The organism is Clostridium sp. CM027 (assembly GCF_024730565.1).
Lineage (GTDB): Bacteria > Bacillota > Clostridia > Clostridiales > Clostridiaceae > Clostridium_AD > Clostridium_AD estertheticum_B.
Genome location: NZ_CP077725.1, coordinates 3,019,325 through 3,036,879 on the forward strand (window position 1 = coordinate 3,019,325; position 17,555 = coordinate 3,036,879).

At 32.3% G+C, this 17,555-nt stretch carries 17 protein-coding genes and 1 riboswitch; of the genes, 15 read left to right on the plus strand and 2 right to left on the minus strand.

Features of this window, described 5'->3' with window-relative positions:
* Positions 1 to 37 precede the first annotated feature (37 nt).
* The 6 genes from KTC92_RS14405 (at position 38) to KTC92_RS14430 (ending at position 5,543) form a co-directional block, all read left to right on the plus strand.
* Positions 38 to 1,045, plus strand: a complete 1,008-nt coding sequence (locus tag KTC92_RS14405; RefSeq protein ID WP_220286305.1) for a methionine ABC transporter ATP-binding protein — start codon at positions 38 to 40, stop codon at positions 1,043 to 1,045.
* Positions 1,035 to 1,679: a methionine ABC transporter permease gene (locus KTC92_RS14410; RefSeq protein WP_216302393.1), complete on the plus strand. Its 645-nt coding sequence runs from the start codon at positions 1,035 to 1,037 to the stop codon at positions 1,677 to 1,679. The genes KTC92_RS14405 and KTC92_RS14410 overlap by 11 nt, the downstream gene beginning before the upstream one ends.
* Positions 1,680 to 1,729: 50 nt before the next feature.
* Entirely contained in the window at positions 1,730 to 2,533 is an 804-nt protein-coding gene (locus KTC92_RS14415; RefSeq protein ID WP_220286306.1) for a MetQ/NlpA family ABC transporter substrate-binding protein, read from the plus strand.
* Positions 2,534 to 2,756: 223 nt separating this feature from the next.
* Entirely contained in the window at positions 2,757 to 4,286 is a 1,530-nt protein-coding gene (locus tag KTC92_RS14420) for a sodium:alanine symporter family protein (RefSeq protein ID WP_220286307.1), read from the plus strand.
* A gap of 148 nt (positions 4,287 to 4,434) precedes the next feature.
* Positions 4,435 to 5,019, plus strand: coding sequence for a rubrerythrin (gene rbr, locus KTC92_RS14425; RefSeq protein ID WP_165414776.1), 585 nt, complete (start codon positions 4,435 to 4,437; stop codon positions 5,017 to 5,019).
* Between the two features lie 200 nt (positions 5,020 to 5,219).
* Entirely contained in the window at positions 5,220 to 5,543 is a 324-nt protein-coding gene (locus tag KTC92_RS14430) for a hypothetical protein (RefSeq protein ID WP_216302396.1), read from the plus strand.
* 105 nt (positions 5,544 to 5,648) lie between these two features.
* Here KTC92_RS14430 and KTC92_RS14435 read toward each other — a convergent pair whose 3' ends face one another.
* A complete protein-coding gene (locus KTC92_RS14435; RefSeq protein WP_216302397.1) occupies positions 5,649 to 6,191 on the minus strand; it encodes a DUF1003 domain-containing protein in 543 nt (180 codons plus the stop codon).
* 73 nt (positions 6,192 to 6,264) lie between these two features.
* Positions 6,265 to 7,206: a YncE family protein gene (locus KTC92_RS14440; protein WP_220286308.1), complete on the minus strand. Its 942-nt coding sequence runs from the start codon at positions 7,204 to 7,206 to the stop codon at positions 6,265 to 6,267.
* Positions 7,207 to 7,514: 308 nt separating this feature from the next.
* Here KTC92_RS14440 and KTC92_RS14445 point away from each other — a divergent pair, with 308 nt between their 5' ends.
* The 9 genes from KTC92_RS14445 to KTC92_RS14485 all read left to right on the plus strand — a co-directional run bounded on the left by KTC92_RS14445 (position 7,515) and on the right by KTC92_RS14485 (position 17,521).
* A complete protein-coding gene (locus tag KTC92_RS14445) occupies positions 7,515 to 7,859 on the plus strand; it encodes a metalloregulator ArsR/SmtB family transcription factor (protein WP_216302399.1) in 345 nt (114 codons plus the stop codon).
* Between the two features lie 47 nt (positions 7,860 to 7,906).
* Entirely contained in the window at positions 7,907 to 8,971 is a 1,065-nt protein-coding gene (arsB, locus tag KTC92_RS14450) for an ACR3 family arsenite efflux transporter (RefSeq protein ID WP_220286309.1), read from the plus strand.
* Positions 8,972 to 9,064: 93 nt separating this feature from the next.
* A complete protein-coding gene (arsD, locus tag KTC92_RS14455) occupies positions 9,065 to 9,460 on the plus strand; it encodes an arsenite efflux transporter metallochaperone ArsD (protein ID WP_165413840.1) in 396 nt (131 codons plus the stop codon).
* Positions 9,461 to 9,665: 205 nt separating this feature from the next.
* Positions 9,666 to 11,408: an arsenical pump-driving ATPase gene (arsA, locus tag KTC92_RS14460; RefSeq protein ID WP_220286310.1), complete on the plus strand. Its 1,743-nt coding sequence runs from the start codon at positions 9,666 to 9,668 to the stop codon at positions 11,406 to 11,408.
* Positions 11,409 to 11,497: 89 nt separating this feature from the next.
* Positions 11,498 to 11,563, plus strand: a riboswitch (Fluoride riboswitch).
* Between the two features lie 64 nt (positions 11,564 to 11,627).
* Positions 11,628 to 12,809 (plus strand): sodium:proton antiporter, encoded by a 1,182-nt coding sequence (locus KTC92_RS14465; RefSeq protein ID WP_220286311.1) that lies wholly within the window; start codon positions 11,628 to 11,630, stop codon positions 12,807 to 12,809.
* A 421-nt stretch (positions 12,810 to 13,230) separates the two neighbouring features.
* Positions 13,231 to 13,473, plus strand: coding sequence for a hypothetical protein (locus KTC92_RS14470; protein ID WP_165413837.1), 243 nt, complete (start codon positions 13,231 to 13,233; stop codon positions 13,471 to 13,473).
* 96 nt (positions 13,474 to 13,569) lie between these two features.
* Positions 13,570 to 14,001 (plus strand): arsenate reductase ArsC, encoded by a 432-nt coding sequence (locus KTC92_RS14475; RefSeq protein ID WP_220286312.1) that lies wholly within the window; start codon positions 13,570 to 13,572, stop codon positions 13,999 to 14,001.
* 607 nt (positions 14,002 to 14,608) lie between these two features.
* The gene (locus KTC92_RS14480) at positions 14,609 to 16,291 is read left to right on the plus strand and encodes a ribonuclease J (protein ID WP_165413835.1); all 1,683 of its coding nucleotides are present in this window, start codon (positions 14,609 to 14,611) and stop codon (positions 16,289 to 16,291) included.
* A 324-nt stretch (positions 16,292 to 16,615) separates the two neighbouring features.
* On the plus strand, positions 16,616 to 17,521 hold the full coding sequence (locus tag KTC92_RS14485) for a metal ABC transporter substrate-binding protein (protein ID WP_258280779.1): 906 nt from the start codon (positions 16,616 to 16,618) through the stop codon (positions 17,519 to 17,521).
* Positions 17,522 to 17,555: the final 34 nt, after the last annotated feature.

Below are 17,555 nucleotides of genomic sequence, written 5' to 3' on the forward strand. Positions count from 1 at the left end.
AGATGAATTATAAGAAATGAAAAGGAGAAGGGATATCATGATTAAAGTTCGAGGTGTAAGTAAAAGTTTTTCAGGGGTTAAAGTGTTAAATGATGTTTCATTTACAGTGGAGGAGGGTGATATTTATGGTGTTATTGGTCACAGTGGAGCTGGTAAATCCACTTTACTTAGATGCTTTAATGGGCTTGAAACCTATGATACAGGTACCATTAATATAATGGAAAAAGGGGTGAAACAGCTAAGTTTGAAAGAACTTCGCGAGTTTAGGAAAAATGTAGGCATAATATTTCAAAGTTTTAATCTTATTAACAGTAAAAATGTTTTTGAAAACATAGCATTTCCACTAGAAATATGGGGAAACGATAAAAATTTTATTAAAAAAAGAGTAGATAGCTTAATAGAGTTAGTAGGACTTAAGGATAAAGCAAACACCAATGTAAAACAACTTAGCGGAGGGCAGAAGCAAAGAGTTGGAATTGCAAGAGCGCTTTCACTTAATCCGAAAATATTACTTTGTGATGAAGCTACCTCTGCACTAGATCCTAAAACTACAAAATCTATATTAGAGCTTTTAAGAGCTATCAATAACAAATTTAATATAACAATTATTGTAGTTACCCATCAGATGGAAGTGGTCAAAGAAATTTGTAATAAATTTATTCTTTTAGAAGGAGGGGAAATTAAAAGCCATGGCATTACCGATGAACTATTTATTAGGCCAACAAAGGAAATGCAAACACTTATGGGAGAGGAAGAATTACTGCCTAGCACTGGATATAACATTAAAATATTTTTTACAAAGGAAATTACCCAGAGTTGCCTTATAACATCAATTGCCAGGGAGTTAAATATTGATTTTTCAATAGTATGGGGCAGGCTTGAAAAATTTAGGGATAACGTAATGGGAAGTCTCATAATAAATGCAAGTAAAGAGAATAAGAAGAAGATATTAAATTATTTAGATGAAAAATCTATAGAGTGGGAGCTCATTAATTATTCTGTGCAGCTTGAGAAGCACAAGGGAGAGAGTATAAATGCTATTTAAAGATATTTTATTACCTGCACTAAAAGAAACTATATATATGGTAACATTATCCACGATTTTTACAGTTATTTTAGGGTTTATTTCAGCAGTAGGATTAATTATAACTGGACCTATTGGCCTAAGGCCAAACACTTTAATCTATAAAATCTTAAATTTAGTAATAAATGTACTTAGGTCTTTTCCGTTTATTATACTAATGATATCTATATTCCCTTTAACTAAGCTTATAGTTGGAACAACAATAGGTACTAATGCAGCTATAGTTCCTCTAACGCTTGGTGCAGCACCTTTTGCTGCAAGAATAATAGAATCTGCACTTTTAGAAGTGGATTATGGAATTGTTGAAGCAGCTAAGTCATTTGGTGCAAAAACCTATCAAATTATATTTAAGGTTATGTTAAAAGAGGCAATGCCGTCTATAGTTCTTGGAGTTACGTTAACAATAATAAACATTATAGGTTACTCAGCTATGGCTGGGACAATTGGTGGAGGGGGACTTGGAGATGTAGCCGTAAAATATGGTTACTATAGATTTAAGTCAGATATCATGATATACACTGTAATTATATTAATTGCAGTTGTGCAAGTAATTCAAGCCTTAGGAAATATATTGTACAGAAAAATGATTAAATAAGTTTTGAATTATAAAAATATTAAAAGAAAAATAAGAGGAGGAAATTAAAAATGAAAAAAATATTAAGCATATTATTAACAATAGTTGTGATTTTTACACTGAGTGGATGTGGAGCAAAAAAAGAGGCGGATGTAACTGAGAAAAAAATCATTAAAGTAGGTGCGTCACCAGTGCCTCATAAAGAAATATTAGAGGCTATAAAGCCGATTCTCGCAAAAGAGGGATATACTCTCGAAATAGTAGAATTTACTGACTATGTAACACCAAACACTGCACTAGCCGAGGGACAATTAGATGCTAATTTCTTTCAACATATTCCTTATTTGCAATCCTTTAGTAAAGAAAAGGGAGTGGACCTAGACTATACTGTAAAGGTTCATCTTGAACCTATGGGTGTGTACTCTAATAAATATAAAAAGCTAAGTGATTTAAAAGATGGAGCTAAAATAGCCATTCCAAGTGATCCTACAAATGGAGCAAGAGCACTTAGAGTGCTTGAGAAGGAAGGGCTATTAAAACTAAAAAGTGGAGATCTTATTTCTAAACTTGATATTACTGAAAATAAAAAGAATTTTAAAATAACTGAATTAGACGCTCCTCAGCTTCCAAGGATTTTAAAAGATGTGGATGCAGCAGTTATAAACTCAAATTTTGCAATAGAAGCCAATTTAAATCCGACAAAAGACGCACTAGCAATTGAATCAAAAGATTCGCCTTATGCAAATGTGCTTGCAGTTAGAAAAGAAGATAAAACTAAACCTCATATAGAAGCACTTTCAAAGGCATTAAATTCTCCAGAAGTTAAAAAAATTATTGAAGATAAATATAAAGGAGATATAATTCCTGCTTTCTAAAAAAAATATAAAACCATTAATCATTTTGCTTTGGGCGTAATAGTCGAAAGTAAGATGATTTTTTTATAGTAAAGCATAAAGTTTAACGACATTTTTATACTTTTATTTTTTAAAAAATTCATTTTATACCTTATTAGTGTATAATTACCGTATGCAAATAATTTTTGGAGTAATTAATTCTAAAATGCAAATAAGGATAACATTATAATATGGAGGTTTAAAAATGAGTGTATTATTTCAAGCAATAAATAATTTTTTTGATTTTATAGTTCCTATTGCGGATTTTCTATGGGAATTTCCAACTAATTTTAAGTGGTATCAAAACATCCCGGTTTTAGGTAATTTTGCCTTTGCAGTTATTTTACTTTTAGGAACAGGAATTTATCTTACATTTAAAACTGGATTTATTCAAGTTATGGCATTTAAAAAAGGAATTAAGATTCTTGCTACAAAAAAGGAAACAGATACTGGGGTTAGTTCATTAGCATCATTTTTACTAAGTTCTGCTATGCGTGTAGGTCCAGGTAATATTATGGGGGTTACAGGTGCAATATCTGTTGGCGGACCAGGGGCACTATTTTGGATGTGGGTTTCAGCTTTCTTTGGTATGTCCACGGCTTTTGTAGAATCTGTACTTGCACAGCTTTTTAAAGAGAAAAATGGCAAGGAGTTCGTAGGTGGACTTCCATTTTATGGTCAAAAGATTTTGGGCAATAAACGGTGGGTAGGTATTGTACTGTCTTCACTTTTTATAATATATGCACTGTTTGTTATCCCATCTCAAGCTTTTCATTTATTTACAAGTTTCGGTTCAATAGCTGATACTATAGCTGGAAAAACCTTTGGACGTCAATCTACAGTTTATTATGGTATAGCAATAGTCTTAATAATTACTGTTCTTTTGACTGTAATTGGAGGAATAAAAAGAGTTACTGCAGTTACAGATATACTAGTACCTATTATGGCAGTTATTTATACACTTATAGTTATTTTAATAATATTAGTTAATTTAGATAAAGTTCCGTATTTCTTTAAAGAAGTGATTGGTGGAGCATTTAAGCCCAATGCATTATTTGGTGGGGCATTTGGTGTAGCTTTAGCTCAAGGAATTAAGCGTGGGTTAATGTCCAATGAAGCTGGGCAAGGAACAATTACAATGGCGGCTGCTACAGCGGAGAATAAACATCCTGCAGAACAAGGTTTTGTACAATGTCTAGGAGTTTTTCTTGACACAATGGTAATATGTAGTATGACTGGATTTGTTATTGTTATGGCACATGTTTGGACAGGCACTGCTGGAGTTTCATGGGAAAGTATAGAAGCGTCGAAACTTACAGTTTACCTATCCTCAATCAAATACTTAGTTCCTGGTACTGCATTAGATGGAACAGTTACAATTATTGTTTCGCTATGCTATGGAATGTTTGCATTTACAACATTGCTCGGTTTAATATTGTTTGCAGAAGTCTCCGCAAATTTAATATCTAGAAATAAGAAATTTATTATGGGAATACGTTTGGTTGGTGCATTATTCTTTGTTCCATTTGGCGCATTAACAGTTCTTGCTGGTTTAGAACTTACAAATTTATGGTACATAGGTGATTTTGTAAATATTGTTTTAGTTTATGTAAATGTTCCAATTATATTAATTGGGTCTAACTATGCATTAAAAATATTGAAAAATTATAAAAAAACCGATGGAACTAAATTCAAATCAAAATCTATTGGTGTTGATACTGATGTTTGGAAATAAGGTACATACTTAGAATAAACTTAATTAATAGGTAATTTAGTAAACTTTCTTAAAATAGTATGGATTAAAAGAAGCAAAGTATACTATTTAGGGTATACTCTAATAGAGGTAATTATTTTCTTTAAGTAGAAAAACAAGGAGGCATTTTATGAAAACATTAAAGGGTACAAAAACAGCTGAAAATCTTATGAAATCATTCGCAGGTGAATCACAAGCTAGGAATAGATATACTTATTATTCATCTATAGCGAAAAAAGAGGGGTATGTACAAATAGCTAATATATTCATAGAAACAGCAGATAATGAAAAAGAACACGCTAAAAGATTTTTTAAGTTTTTAAATGAAAGTTTAAATGGAGAAGTGGTAGAAATTAATGCCACATATCCTGTAGGTCTTGGAGATACTAAAGCAAATTTATTGTCAGCAGCAAATGGAGAAAATGAAGAGTGGTCAGATCTTTACCCAGCATTTGCGAAAGTTGCGCAGGAGGAAGGCTTTGATGATATCGCGTTTGTTTTTAGAAAAATTTCTGATGTTGAAAAGCATCATGAAGAAAGATATAGAGAACTATTAAGTAATATAGAAAATAATACAGTATTTAATAAAGAAGAATCAGTTATTTGGAAATGTAGAAACTGTGGTTATATTTTTGAGGGAAAAAGTGCTCCGAAAATATGCCCAGCTTGTGTACATCCTCAAGCATATTTTGAAATATTCTCTGAAAAATATTAATAGCATTTCAAATGATGCAGTATTAAAAATGCCGTAGCAACCTTCGTGGATTCTTAATATAAAAAATAAAAACAACCCCCATTTTGATTTAATTAATTTGGGGGTTGTTCTATATCACGCTTTGACTTGGTAGTTGTAATGTATAAATATTCAGTGTAAATTATTTAACGACATATATTAATGTAGCAAGAGAAGGGAAAATGTACAGTGCATTTACGGTTCTGGGGAAAGATAAAGATAAAATATATATTTGGTTATTAAAGGAAGGTTATTTTAAAGAGGGAGATAAGCTAATCCTAGAAAGTGGAATAGCAATTCCCGTAGTTCTATATATCAAGAATGGTAAGAATGGAATTGAAATTACCAATCATAAATATCCAGAGGATGGAATTGGCTATGAGAAAGGCATGAAAAAACGGTTTGCTTATTATGTTAAAAACACAATTGGTAGTAATTACAATGAACGTGCAGACAAACTTGAAAAAATTATAAAAAATAGATCTGATGAAGATTTTAAAAATTAAAATATAACTCAAAATATGAATTCAATAGATTTAAAGTAAACACTGAACTAAACTTGTATCAACAATGCGAGTATCGCTTTCAAGAAATTTTGGGTTTTTACTCAGTTATTTTGTTTTTTGTAAACTTTCAATATATTCAAGCATTATAGATTGATTCTTAACTAACATTTTTTGATCTTCAATTAATAAATCTATTTTCTTATGCAAATCTTGAACGATCAACTCTGATTTCAGATTTATTTTATAATCATTTTTTGATTTTATTCTATCTTTATCTTCCTGTCTATTCTGACTCATCATTATTACAGGTGCTTGTATAGCGGCAGTACACGATAGTACTAGATTAAGAAGTATAAATGGAAAGGGATCAAATGAATTCTTTAAGATGATATTTAATACTATCCATATTCCTATAATTGCTAATGCTGCAATTATAAAACCCCAGCTGCCTACTGATGCGGCTATTTTATCAGCCATCTTGTTTCCAAAAGTAAGAGTTTGTTTATGAGTAATCGTAGTATCTTTGGATATCTTATTTCCTATTAAGTCATGCAATAGATCTTCTTCAATATCGTTAAAAATCTCTCCTTGCTCTAATATTTCGTTTACAATTATTTCTGTATCTAAAGTATCATTTCCATTTGACATAGTAATACCCCCTTAGTTGTCTAAGTACCCCTATTTTAATAGGGAAATTGATATAAATTAAAGATATGTTCCTTTAGATTTTTCGCGTTGATTTATTAAGTATTTGCGAATTATGAAGTTTTTTATTTTCGTTGCTTCTTAGAATATAAATTCTATTTGGGTGATTATATCCCATAGATAGATATGAAGTTCCGTGATCTGTTGCCATTGTTAAGCCTTCACTTTCTCCTGCTTTATTTATAGGATAAGAGGTAATTATTTTACCCTCATAGTTAAATACTGTAACTTTATTATCTGTATATAAATAAATATACATCCCATCAACATCTAAACCTTGTGGAACGCCTTGATTAGGAATACGAAAGGTAGTCACTGTACTCATATCAGCTAAATTTATAATAGTAAACATAGGGGTTCCATTATCACCACCATTTAAAACGGTATGCAATATTAAATAATCATGGACATTATCTATTGCAAGTAATGCCGATGTTCCTAAACTTGAATAATTTAAATCAGCTTGTATTGTACTTGAATCATAATCAACTACATAAACATGAGTTGGATTAATGCCGCCTCCATTTGCAACATAAATTTTTCCTGTACTAGCTCTATATGCAATTTCGGCAGAATGACCCATAGCCATAGGGTCTGTTTCAGAGATTTTATTTCCTGTTAGATTATATTTAACTATTTTCCCACTTCCATTTTTTAAATCAAAACTACAATAAAAATATCCATTATGGAATGTAAGCCCTTGCATAACACCTGTATCTGGTAAATCAAATAGTAGTTCATATTTGTTTTTTTTAGTTGTAATAGGAATATGGTTAGATAATGGCTTATCGTAAATAGCATTTGATGAGTCTAATTTTTTTACCTTACAATTAATGGGATCCGTTGTATGCACAGCTACCTGTGCCGTCATTTTTAGTGCTTCTTTTGGCTTAATAGAACATTCTATTATAATAAAAAATAAAGCTAAGATAAATATACATATTTTACAAACTTTCATTTAAAAACCCCTTCCTTTTGCTTTGGGTTTGCTTAGCGATGCTGACAATATTAGATTATACTATATTGTTAAATAATTGACAACTGTGGGAATGTTAGGAAAGTAAATTATTTAATATGTATTAAATAATCACATAGAAGCTATTGACAATAAATTCTATTTGGTATAGTATATGAGTAGATGTTCATGTACGAATTAGTAACAAAATAATATTCGGTTAGATCCCATTGTAACAAATGGGGTTTTAGAGACATACTATATGATTATAGGAACATATAAAGATACAAGAAAAAGTAGGAGGGAAAAGAGTGGTTGATATATTTAAAGCATTAGCGGAAGAAAACAGACTTCGTATAATGGCACTTATTATTCAAGGTGAAATGTGTGTATGCGAAATCGAAGAGTGTCTAAATATGACGCAGTCAAATGTTTCACGGCATTTAACATCACTTAAAAAGTGTGGGATATTAGAAAGTTACAAAAAGGCACAATGGACATACTACAAAATAGATAATAAATTTATAGAGAAAAACCCAGACTTATTTGCTTATTTAATAAAGGAACTCAAACAGATATCTTGTTATAATAGCGATTGTGAAAAACGGGATAAATGTAAACTACAAAATTTATGTGATTGTAAAACACAAAGTTAACGACATTTCAGTACCACAGGTGATGATCTTAGGAGGAGTGATTAATTATGAGTGAAGTTAAAACACCAGAGATTGGATTTTTTCAAAAATACTTGACTGTTTGGGTAGCTATTTGTATGAGCGTAGGTGTGCTTATTGGCAAGTTTATTCCAGGGATTCCGGAATTCTTAAATAAGTTTGAGTACTCCAGGGTTTCCATCCCCACTGCTATACTCATTTGGGTAATGATTTATCCCATGATGATGAAGGTAGACTTTCAAAGCGTTAAAAATGTAGGAAAGAACCCTAAAGGGTTATATGTAACATGGATAACGAATTGGCTTATAAAACCATTTAGTATGTATGCAATAGCTTCATTTTTCTTTTTTGTAGTATTCAAAGCATTTATAACACCGGAACTAGCTACACAATATCTTGCAGGAACCATATTACTTGGGGCCGCTCCATGTACTGCCATGGTATTTGTGTGGAGCCACCTTACTAGAGGTAATCCTGCATATACTGTTGTGCAAGTAGCCACAAATGATTTAATCATTCTGGTTGCATTTATACCTATCGTGAAATTTCTTTTAGGTGTCAGTAACATCACAGTTCCTTGGAATACACTCATTTTATCAGTTGTTTTGTTTGTTGTTGTTCCACTAGTTGGGGGCATTTTAACTAGAATTACGGTAACAAAGAAAAAAGGCACAGAGTACTTTGAAAATACATTCCTCCACAAGTTTGATAATGCAACTACCGTTGGATTGCTACTTATGTTGGTATTGTTATTCTCATTCCAAGGTGAAACTATAATAAACAATCCAATGCACATTTTACTAATTGCTGTACCACTAACTATTCAAACATTTTTGATTTTCTTTATTGCTTATTTAACAAGTAAAAAATTAAGACTAACGCATGATATTGCCGCACCTGCTGGAATGATTGGGGCATCAAACTTTTTTGAACTTTCAGTTGCTGTTGCCATTTCTCTGTTTGGCATGGATTCTCCTGCAGCTCTAGCTACAGTGGTAGGAGTGTTAGTTGAAGTGCCAGTAATGCTGATTCTTGTAAGAATAGCAAACAAAACCAAGCAGTGGTTTCCACAACCAGTAGTTCATAATAATTAAGAATATTAAAAATATTAAAAGTGATAATAATAATAAAAAGTAATAAAATAATAAAAAGTATTAAAATAATAAAAATGATTGGAGAGATTATTAATGAAAAAAATGCAAATATTTGAACCAGCTATGTGTTGCTCAACAGGACTTTGCGGCGTAGGCGTAGATCCAGAGCTTCTTAGGATTTCGACTGTCCTTAGTGCATTAAAGAAAAATGGAGTTGAGGTTGAGAGGTTTAACCTCACAAGTTCACCACAGGAATTTGTGAATAACAAAGTAGTTAATGACTTTATAAATGAAAAGGGCATTGATGGGTTGCCGGTTACTGTTTTGGACGGTGAAATCGTGTTAATAGGTAAGTACCCAAGCAATGAAGAACTAGTTAAATTTCTAAATATAGAAGTTAGCTTTTTAGGCCAAGAGCGAAAGACTTTCAAAATAAAAGTAACTCCTAAATCAGGGGATTGTGGCTGTTCTGGTGGGAAATGCTGTTAACGACATTTTAGAAGGGAAGTCTCCCACTTCTGTAAGTGGGAGTTACATGTCCTAACAAATAGAAAACTTCAGCGGGAGTATAAATCTCCTTCTGAAGTCGTTAATATGCAGCTCCGCAGGAGATGATTTAATAATGTAACCGAAGCGTATCAAATACAAGCCAAATTACAAAAGTACTTAATAATGAAGCTGGAGGTAAATAAACATGGAAATTTTTAATCCGCAAAATATTAAACTTACAAAATATTTATTTTACACAGGCAAAGGTGGTGTAGGTAAAACTTCAACCGCTTGCGCTACAGCAGTCATCCTTGCAGACAGTGGGAAAAAGGTGCTTCTTATAAGCACTGATCCTGCATCAAATTTGCAGGATGTTTTTAACACTGAGCTGACAAATAAAGGTATCCCAATTAAGGGAGTTCCAAATCTCGTTGTTGCTAATCTTGACCCAATTCAAGCGGCAGCCCAGCACAGAGAGAGCGTAATCGCACCTTACCGTGGTAAGTTGCCAGATGCAGTGCTTAAAAACATGGAAGAACAACTTTCTGGATCCTGCACTGTTGAAATCGCAGCGTTCAATGAATTTTCAAAATTCATAACCGATGAAAGATTGCAGGAGGAATATGACCATATTATATTTGATACTGCGCCTACTGGTCACACACTTAGAATGCTTCAATTACCATCGGCTTGGAGTAATTTTATTAGCGAAAACACACATGGTGCATCCTGTTTAGGCCAGCTTTCTGGTCTAGAGAGTAAAAGAGAAATCTATAAAAAAGCAGTAGAAACATTATCCGATGGAGAATTAACAACACTTATGATTATCTCTAGGCCTGAAATGACACCACTTAAAGAGGCGGAAAGAGCATCAAAAGAACTTTCGCAGATTGGTATAAACAATCAAACAATGATAATTAATGGTGTGATGAGCTCTTATGATGACAGCGTGTCCGAAAGTCTGTATCAAAAACAGCAAAAGTCACTTAAGGAAATGCCACAGGGACTTCAGGGAATTACTACCTACATGGTACCCCTCAGAGCTTACAATATAACAGGTATGGAAAATGTCAGGGCACTTCTTACCAAAGATAATTATAGTGTCAGCAATGAAAAGATAAACGCTGAAACCATTCCTCAGTTAAAAGATGTTATTGAAGAACTGTATAAAAGCAACAAAAAGGTAATCTTCACTATGGGCAAGGGTGGCGTAGGTAAAACTACAATTGCGGCGGCCATTGCTTTGGGATTATCAGCAAAGGGTAAAAAAGTACACCTTACCACAACTGACCCTGCAGCCCATCTCAAATTTGTTATTAATGAGAGTAGTAATATTACGATGAGCCACATTGATGAGCAGGCTGAACTTGAAAAATATAAGGATGAAGTGCTGTCTAAGGCAAGAGAAACTATGGCAGATGATGATATTGCTTATGTTGAGGAGGACCTCCGATCTCCATGTACACAGGAGATTGCAGTATTTAGAGCATTTGCAGAAATAGTAGAAAAAGCGGTCGATCAGATCGTTGTCATCGATACCGCTCCAACAGGGCATACTTTACTGCTACTTGAGTCAACTCAAAGCTATAACCAAGAAATCAAACGCTCACAAGGCGATATTCCACAATCTGTGAAAAAACTGTTGCCAAGGCTCCGAAATGCTGATGAAACTGAAGTCATCATTGTAACTCTTGCTGAAGCTACACCTGTATATGAAGCAATTCGTCTTGAAGAAGATTTAAAACGTGCAAAAATTGCGACAAAATGGTGGGTTATAAACTCATCACTACATGCGACAGGTACAACCAATAAATTGTTAGCCGCAAAGGCAAGCAATGAAATTGAATGGATTAACAAGGTTGATGCGCATGCAAACGGTAAATTTGCGCTCATCGCGTGGAGTCCTGATGAAATTAAAGGTGACAAGTTAAATGAGTTATTACTATAAATTCTAGATAGCAGGAACTTCGGTGGGATTGGTATTCATTTTCATTTGTCTAACTATTGATTTAATTTATTTGTGGAGTATAATATATTTATAAGATAGGTGATGGAGTTCACCTTAACCATTGCAATTTTGCAATTAATGACTCCTACTTAGTGGTTTATGCTAAGTAGGAGTCTTTTGTTTTGTAAAAAACATCAAAGAAAAGGGAGGGATTGTAATATGGCAATGAGTTTAGCGATTATAATTATTCTAGGACTAATGGCCAATAAATTATTTGAAAAATTAAAACTTCCAGGACTGCTTGGAATGCTAATTTTGGGGGTGTTACTAGGACCTTATGGTACAAATATAATAAGTTCGGATATACTTAGAATTTCACCAGATTTAAGAAAAATTGCACTTATTATTATCCTGCTAAGAGCGGGCCTTGGGATTAGAAAGGATACTTTAAACAAAGTCGGGGTTCCTGCCTTAAAAATGAGTTGCATACCTGGTATTTTTGAAGGGCTTAGTATTATGTTTATAGCAAGCTATGTACTTGGAATAACAAAAGTTGAGGCTGGAATGCTTGGATTTATAATAGCTGCAGTTTCACCAGCAGTAGTTGTTCCACCTATGCTTAATTTTATATCTAGAGGGAAAGGAGAAAAAAAAGGCATACCAACCATAATACTCGCAGGAGCTTCTATTGATGATGTTTTTGCGATAACTATATTTTCAACTTTCTTAGGTTCATATGGCGGTAAAAATGTAAATATACCAATGAAAATATTGGATATTCCCATATCTATTTTTATTGGAATAGCAATTGGTGTCATTGTAGGAGCTTTATTAGTAGTGACATTTAAAAAATATCACATGAGAGATACTAAAAAAACTTTAATAATAATTGCTGCAGCAATTATGCTAACAGGAATTGAAGATGTTTTTAAAAATATAGTACCCATTGCAAGTCTTTTAGGCGTAATGACTATTGGTTTTATCCTTTTAGAAAAATACGCTAAAGTAGCTAATAGAATGTCATTAAAACTTAATAAGGTCTGGGTAATTGCAGAAATTTTACTTTTCGTATTAGTTGGAGCGGAGGTCAATATATATGTTGCCTCATCATCAGGTGTATTAGGTTTAATTATTATTGCAGGTGGACTAGTAGCAAGAAGTATAGGGGTATTAGTATCATTAATGGGTACTGATTTAAATGCAAAAGAGAGACTGTTTTGTGTGATCTCATATATTCCTAAAGCGACTGTGCAGGCGGCCATGGGCGCAGTACCATTAGCTGCTGGAGTTAAATCCGGAGAACTTATATTGGCAATTGCTGTATTGTCCATATTTGTAACCGCACCACTTGGAGCTATAGGTATTAAAGTAGCAGGGGAAAAGTTATTGCCAGACGACTAGATTTCATATTTATATTACTACTGTGTTAAATCATCTCCTGCGGAGCTGAACAGCTTCAAAGAAGATGGATTGACTACTCCAGAAGGAGATTTATAATCCCACTGAAGTTTTCTATTTGTTAGAGTAGGTAACCCACACTTATAGACGTGGAAAACTTTCCTTCTGAAATGTCCTTAAAAGACGTCCTATTTATAGATTTTAGAATAAAAATTAAATAATAATTGTTTTATTTTTAAAAATATGGTTAATAATTATAAATGGGTACCATAACTATTAACTTTATAAAAAAATATTATAATAAATACAATATAATATATCAATGAAAGTTGATTATATATGAACAATTATATATAATAGAGTGTAGGATAAAAATCATAATATATATAATAATATTATTAGTATTATACGAGGAGGAATGTAAATGAATATAGACGTAAACACGCCAACAGATGACCTGTTAAAAACATGGGCTATGTATTCACAAAAGCTTATCTACACTATGCTTGAAAAAGAAGAACTTGATGAATTTAAAAAAATAAAATTAGTCCTAGTAACAAAAGGAATTATTAATTTAGAAATACATAATGTTTATGACAAAGAATATATTTTGCACTACACTAAGCAAGGCGGTATATTTAAAAAGCAAATAATGTTAGATAAATAACTAACTTAGAATAAAATTTTTTAAGAAAATGACTAGTGATTATACTAGTTATTTTCTTATATTTATATATAGAAATTTTAGAAGGAGAATGATGTTATGAAACTAAAAGTAGCATTTATATGTGTTCATAATTCTTGTAGATCACAAATGGCAGAAGCGCTCGGAAAGATATTTGGGTCATCTGTGTTTGAAGCTTATTCAGCAGGTACTGAAACTAAGCCCCAAATTAACCAAGATGCGGTAAGAATAATAAAGAATTTATACAATGTAGACATGAATGAAACTCATGCATCAAAATTAATAGATGATATACCAGAAGCTGATATTGTAATAAAAATGGGATGTAATGTATCATGTCCAATTATGGCACACAAGTATGAAGAAGATTGGGGTCTAGAAGATCCCACTGGGAAAGCTGATGAAGAATTTATAATAGTGGCGAAAATAATCGAAGAAAAGGTTAAAAGCCTAAAGAAAAGAATAGAAAATAACGAAATTGATCTAACAGCATTAAAGATGATAATTTAATAGCACCGTAGATGATGATTTAAGGTTGAGAAATTACTTCTCAACCTTTTTTATATAATAATTGGATATAATCAATTGTTATATGGTATAATTATATTTAACTAGAGTAAAGGTAACATTGGTTAATGTATTTATTAGGAAATTACAAACATTTTATTATTTTAACGACATTTCAAAAGGGAGGCTCCCACTTCTATAAGTGGAAGTTACGTACCCTAACAAATAGAAAACTTCAGTAGGAGTATAAATATCCTTCCGGAGTCGACGATTCATCTTCTTCAAAGATGTTTAGCTTCGCAGGAGATGATTTAACGTTTAGTATGATAAGAAAAGTGTTATAAAATATATAGTTAAATAAAGAGAGTGGTGTTTATATAATAAGCGGCGCTTTGAAATATAATTTTATTAAAAATATAAAAGAAAAGGTAGGTGAAAAACCTGATTTATGGCTAGGTAATAGGAAGAGAATACTTGGAATAGTAAGTTAATATTAGTATAGTGGTACTGACCTAAGTAGTTGAGTCCTGTGATACTGTCATTATGTTTAGTCGACAAAACGAAAATATTGGATGGATAGATTGCCAAATATTTAGGAATCAGGGAAGTATTGAATAATAATTATAAAAGTAAAGGTAAAAATAAAATTAGAGTTATTCCAATAGGTGGACTTGGAGAAATTGGAAAAAATATTACTGCGATAGAATACAAAGAAGAAACTATCATAATAGATTGTGGAATAGCATTCCCAGACGTGGATATGTATGGAGTGGATTTAGTAATTCCTGATATAACATATCTTTTAGAGAATAAAGATAAGATAAAAGGGATTTTTCTAACCCATGGCCATGAAGATCATATAGGCGCATTACCATATGTTTTAAAACAAATGAATGTTCCAGTGTATGGAACACGTCTAACGCTCGGACTTGTAGAAAATAAGTTGCAAGAACATGGAATATTGGCAGATTGCACCCTAAATGTAGTAAAATCGGGAGATATTATAAAGCTAGATAAAATCAGTGTAGAATTTATAAGGGTTAGTCATAGCATAGCAGATGCCTGCTCCATTTGTATACACACGCCTATTGGTAGAATTATACACACAGGTGACTTTAAGATAGACTATACTCCAATTGATGGAGAAGTTATCGATTTAGAGCGATTTGCAAAATTAGGTGGGCAAGGAGTACTACTACTAATGGCTGATAGTACTAATGTAGAACGCCCTGGATTTACTATATCTGAAAAAGTAATTGGAGAAACTCTAAATAAAATATTTTATAAGGCAGAAGGCAGAGTAATAGTAGCTTCATTTGCATCAAATATTCATAGAATACAACAAATTGCTAATGCTGCAGTTTCGAATGGAAGAAAAATAGCATTTAGTGGAAGAAGTATGGAGAGAATTTCTGAAGTAGCTATGAATCTCGGATATTTACATATACCGCCGGAAGCTATAATTACTGTATCAGATCTTCATAATTACCCTGATGATAAGGTAACAATAGTAACTACTGGTAGTCAAGGTGAACCGCTAGCTGCATTAACAAGAATGGCATCATCAACTCATAGAAGTATCCAAATACAAAAAGGTGATTTGATTATTTTATCTGCATCTCCTATTCCAGGGAATGAAAAGTTCATATACAATGTTATAAATGAACTATTCAAAAAGGGAGCTAATGTAATATATAATACTACAGAGGAAATTCATGTTTCCGGGCATGCGTGTCAAGAGGAATTAAAATTAATCCATACGCTAGTTCGTCCTAAATATTTTATGCCAGTTCATGGTGAATATAGACATCTTAAACAACATGCGTTGCTTGCAGAGAAATTAGGAATGGATTCTGAAAAGATTTTTATTGCAGAAACAGGACAAATATTAGAAGTATCCCCAAGCGAATGTAGAATAGCAGGAAGAGTTCAAACGGGAGCCGTAATGGTAGATGGACTTGGAGTAGGGGACGTTGGGAATATTGTTCTTCGAGATAGAAAGCATTTAGCAGAAGAAGGTATACTTACCGTGGTAGTTACTATAGAAAGAGAAACTTATAGTATAGTAGCAGGACCAGATATAATAACTAGAGGGTTTGTATATATGAAAGAATCCAATGAACTTATTAATGAGGCCAGAGACATTGTGAGAAAAGAATTAGAACAGTGCTTAAATAATAAGATTAAAGAGTGGGTAGTAATAAAAGCTAGTATCAGAAACGCTTTAGGCCAGTTCTTATATATAAAAACTAAGAGAAGACCTATAATTATACCAATAATAATGGAAATTTAAGAAAACTAAATTTTTATGTTCTTTATTTTTAACGATATTTCACAAGGAAGTCGCCCACTTTTATAAGTGGGCGTATAAATCTCCTTTTGAAGTCGTTAATTCAGCTCCGTTGCAGCTGTTCAGCTTCGCAGGAGATGATTTAAATAAGTAAAAAAGTATGTATTATAATAATACATACTTTTTTTTATATACTTTTTGTTAAAGTCGAATAAAATGTTGACAGATTGCAAATACTTGGATATAGTATAAAGGTAAATGCAAATCATTTGCAACAAGCAACAATAATATAACAGCACTACAGGTGAAGGTTTAAGGAGTGAAAAAATATTGAGAAAAATTATTAATGCCATACTTTTAACATGTATGATAGGTACATTAGTTGGGTGTTCAAATGCTACAAGCAGTAAGCAAAGTGACCAGTCAAAACTACAAGTGGTAGTGTCTTTTAATCCATTAAAGGGATTTGTGCAGGCTATTGGAAAAGATAAAGTAGAAGTGAGAACAATAGTACCGGAAGGTTCTGAACCACATGAATTTGAACCGAAAATAAAGGATATGGAAAACATAAGTAAAGCTAGTTTGTTCGTCTATACGGGATTTGGAATGGAATCCTGGGTAGATAAAACTTTAACGGCTATAGATAATAAAAATTTAGTTGTAGTTGATTCATCTATTGGGGTAAATCCAATAAAAAACGAGGGCGAAAAAATTAAGGAGTATGGTCAATATGATCCACATATATGGCTGAGTCTAAGAGAAGCGAAAATTCAAACTAAAAACATAAAAGAAGCATTAGTTAAGGCTGATCCAAAAAATAAAGATTTTTATGAGAAAAATTTCCAAGAATTCTCAGGTGAACTTGATAAGCTTTATAACGAATATAAAGTAAAATTTGATGCGGTAACAAATAAGAATTTTGTTACAAGTCATGCTGCTTTTGGGTATTTGTGCAGAGATTTTGGTTTAAAGCAAAATAGTGTAGAAGGTGTATTTGCAGGAGGTGAGCCTACCCCTCAAAAATTAAAGGAGATAATAGATTTTTCCAAGAAAAATAAAATAAAAGTTATTTTTATGGAAGAACTTGCAAGTGCAAGAGTATCTGAAGCCATTGCAAAAGATTCAGGTGCTAAGGTGCAAAAAATATACACAATAGAAAGTAATGAAGGAAATAAAACATATATAGAGAGTATGAAAGAAAATCTATCCAATATATATAATAGCTTAAAATAATAATTAACCCCATCTTAGATTAATTAAGGTGGGG

What these genes read in the sequence shown, in the direction of transcription:
- KTC92_RS14405 (WP_220286305.1), top strand. Translation starts at nt 38, where the DNA reads ATGATTAAAGTTCGAGGTGTAAGTAAAAGTTTTTCAGGGGTTAAAGTG.
- KTC92_RS14410 (WP_216302393.1), top strand. Translation starts at nt 1,035, where the DNA reads ATGCTATTTAAAGATATTTTATTACCTGCACTAAAAGAAACTATATAT.
- KTC92_RS14415 (WP_220286306.1), top strand. Translation starts at nt 1,730, where the DNA reads ATGAAAAAAATATTAAGCATATTATTAACAATAGTTGTGATTTTTACA.
- KTC92_RS14420 (WP_220286307.1), top strand. Translation starts at nt 2,757, where the DNA reads ATGAGTGTATTATTTCAAGCAATAAATAATTTTTTTGATTTTATAGTT.
- rbr (WP_165414776.1), top strand. Translation starts at nt 4,435, where the DNA reads ATGAAAACATTAAAGGGTACAAAAACAGCTGAAAATCTTATGAAATCA.
- KTC92_RS14430 (WP_216302396.1), top strand. Translation starts at nt 5,220, where the DNA reads ATGTACAGTGCATTTACGGTTCTGGGGAAAGATAAAGATAAAATATAT.
- KTC92_RS14435 (WP_216302397.1), bottom strand. Translation starts at nt 6,191, where the DNA reads ATGTCAAATGGAAATGATACTTTAGATACAGAAATAATTGTAAACGAA.
- KTC92_RS14440 (WP_220286308.1), bottom strand. Translation starts at nt 7,206, where the DNA reads ATGAAAGTTTGTAAAATATGTATATTTATCTTAGCTTTATTTTTTATT.
- arsB (WP_220286309.1), top strand. Translation starts at nt 7,907, where the DNA reads ATGAGTGAAGTTAAAACACCAGAGATTGGATTTTTTCAAAAATACTTG.
- arsD (WP_165413840.1), top strand. Translation starts at nt 9,065, where the DNA reads ATGAAAAAAATGCAAATATTTGAACCAGCTATGTGTTGCTCAACAGGA.
- arsA (WP_220286310.1), top strand. Translation starts at nt 9,666, where the DNA reads ATGGAAATTTTTAATCCGCAAAATATTAAACTTACAAAATATTTATTT.
- KTC92_RS14465 (WP_220286311.1), top strand. Translation starts at nt 11,628, where the DNA reads ATGGCAATGAGTTTAGCGATTATAATTATTCTAGGACTAATGGCCAAT.
- KTC92_RS14470 (WP_165413837.1), top strand. Translation starts at nt 13,231, where the DNA reads ATGAATATAGACGTAAACACGCCAACAGATGACCTGTTAAAAACATGG.
- KTC92_RS14475 (WP_220286312.1), top strand. Translation starts at nt 13,570, where the DNA reads ATGAAACTAAAAGTAGCATTTATATGTGTTCATAATTCTTGTAGATCA.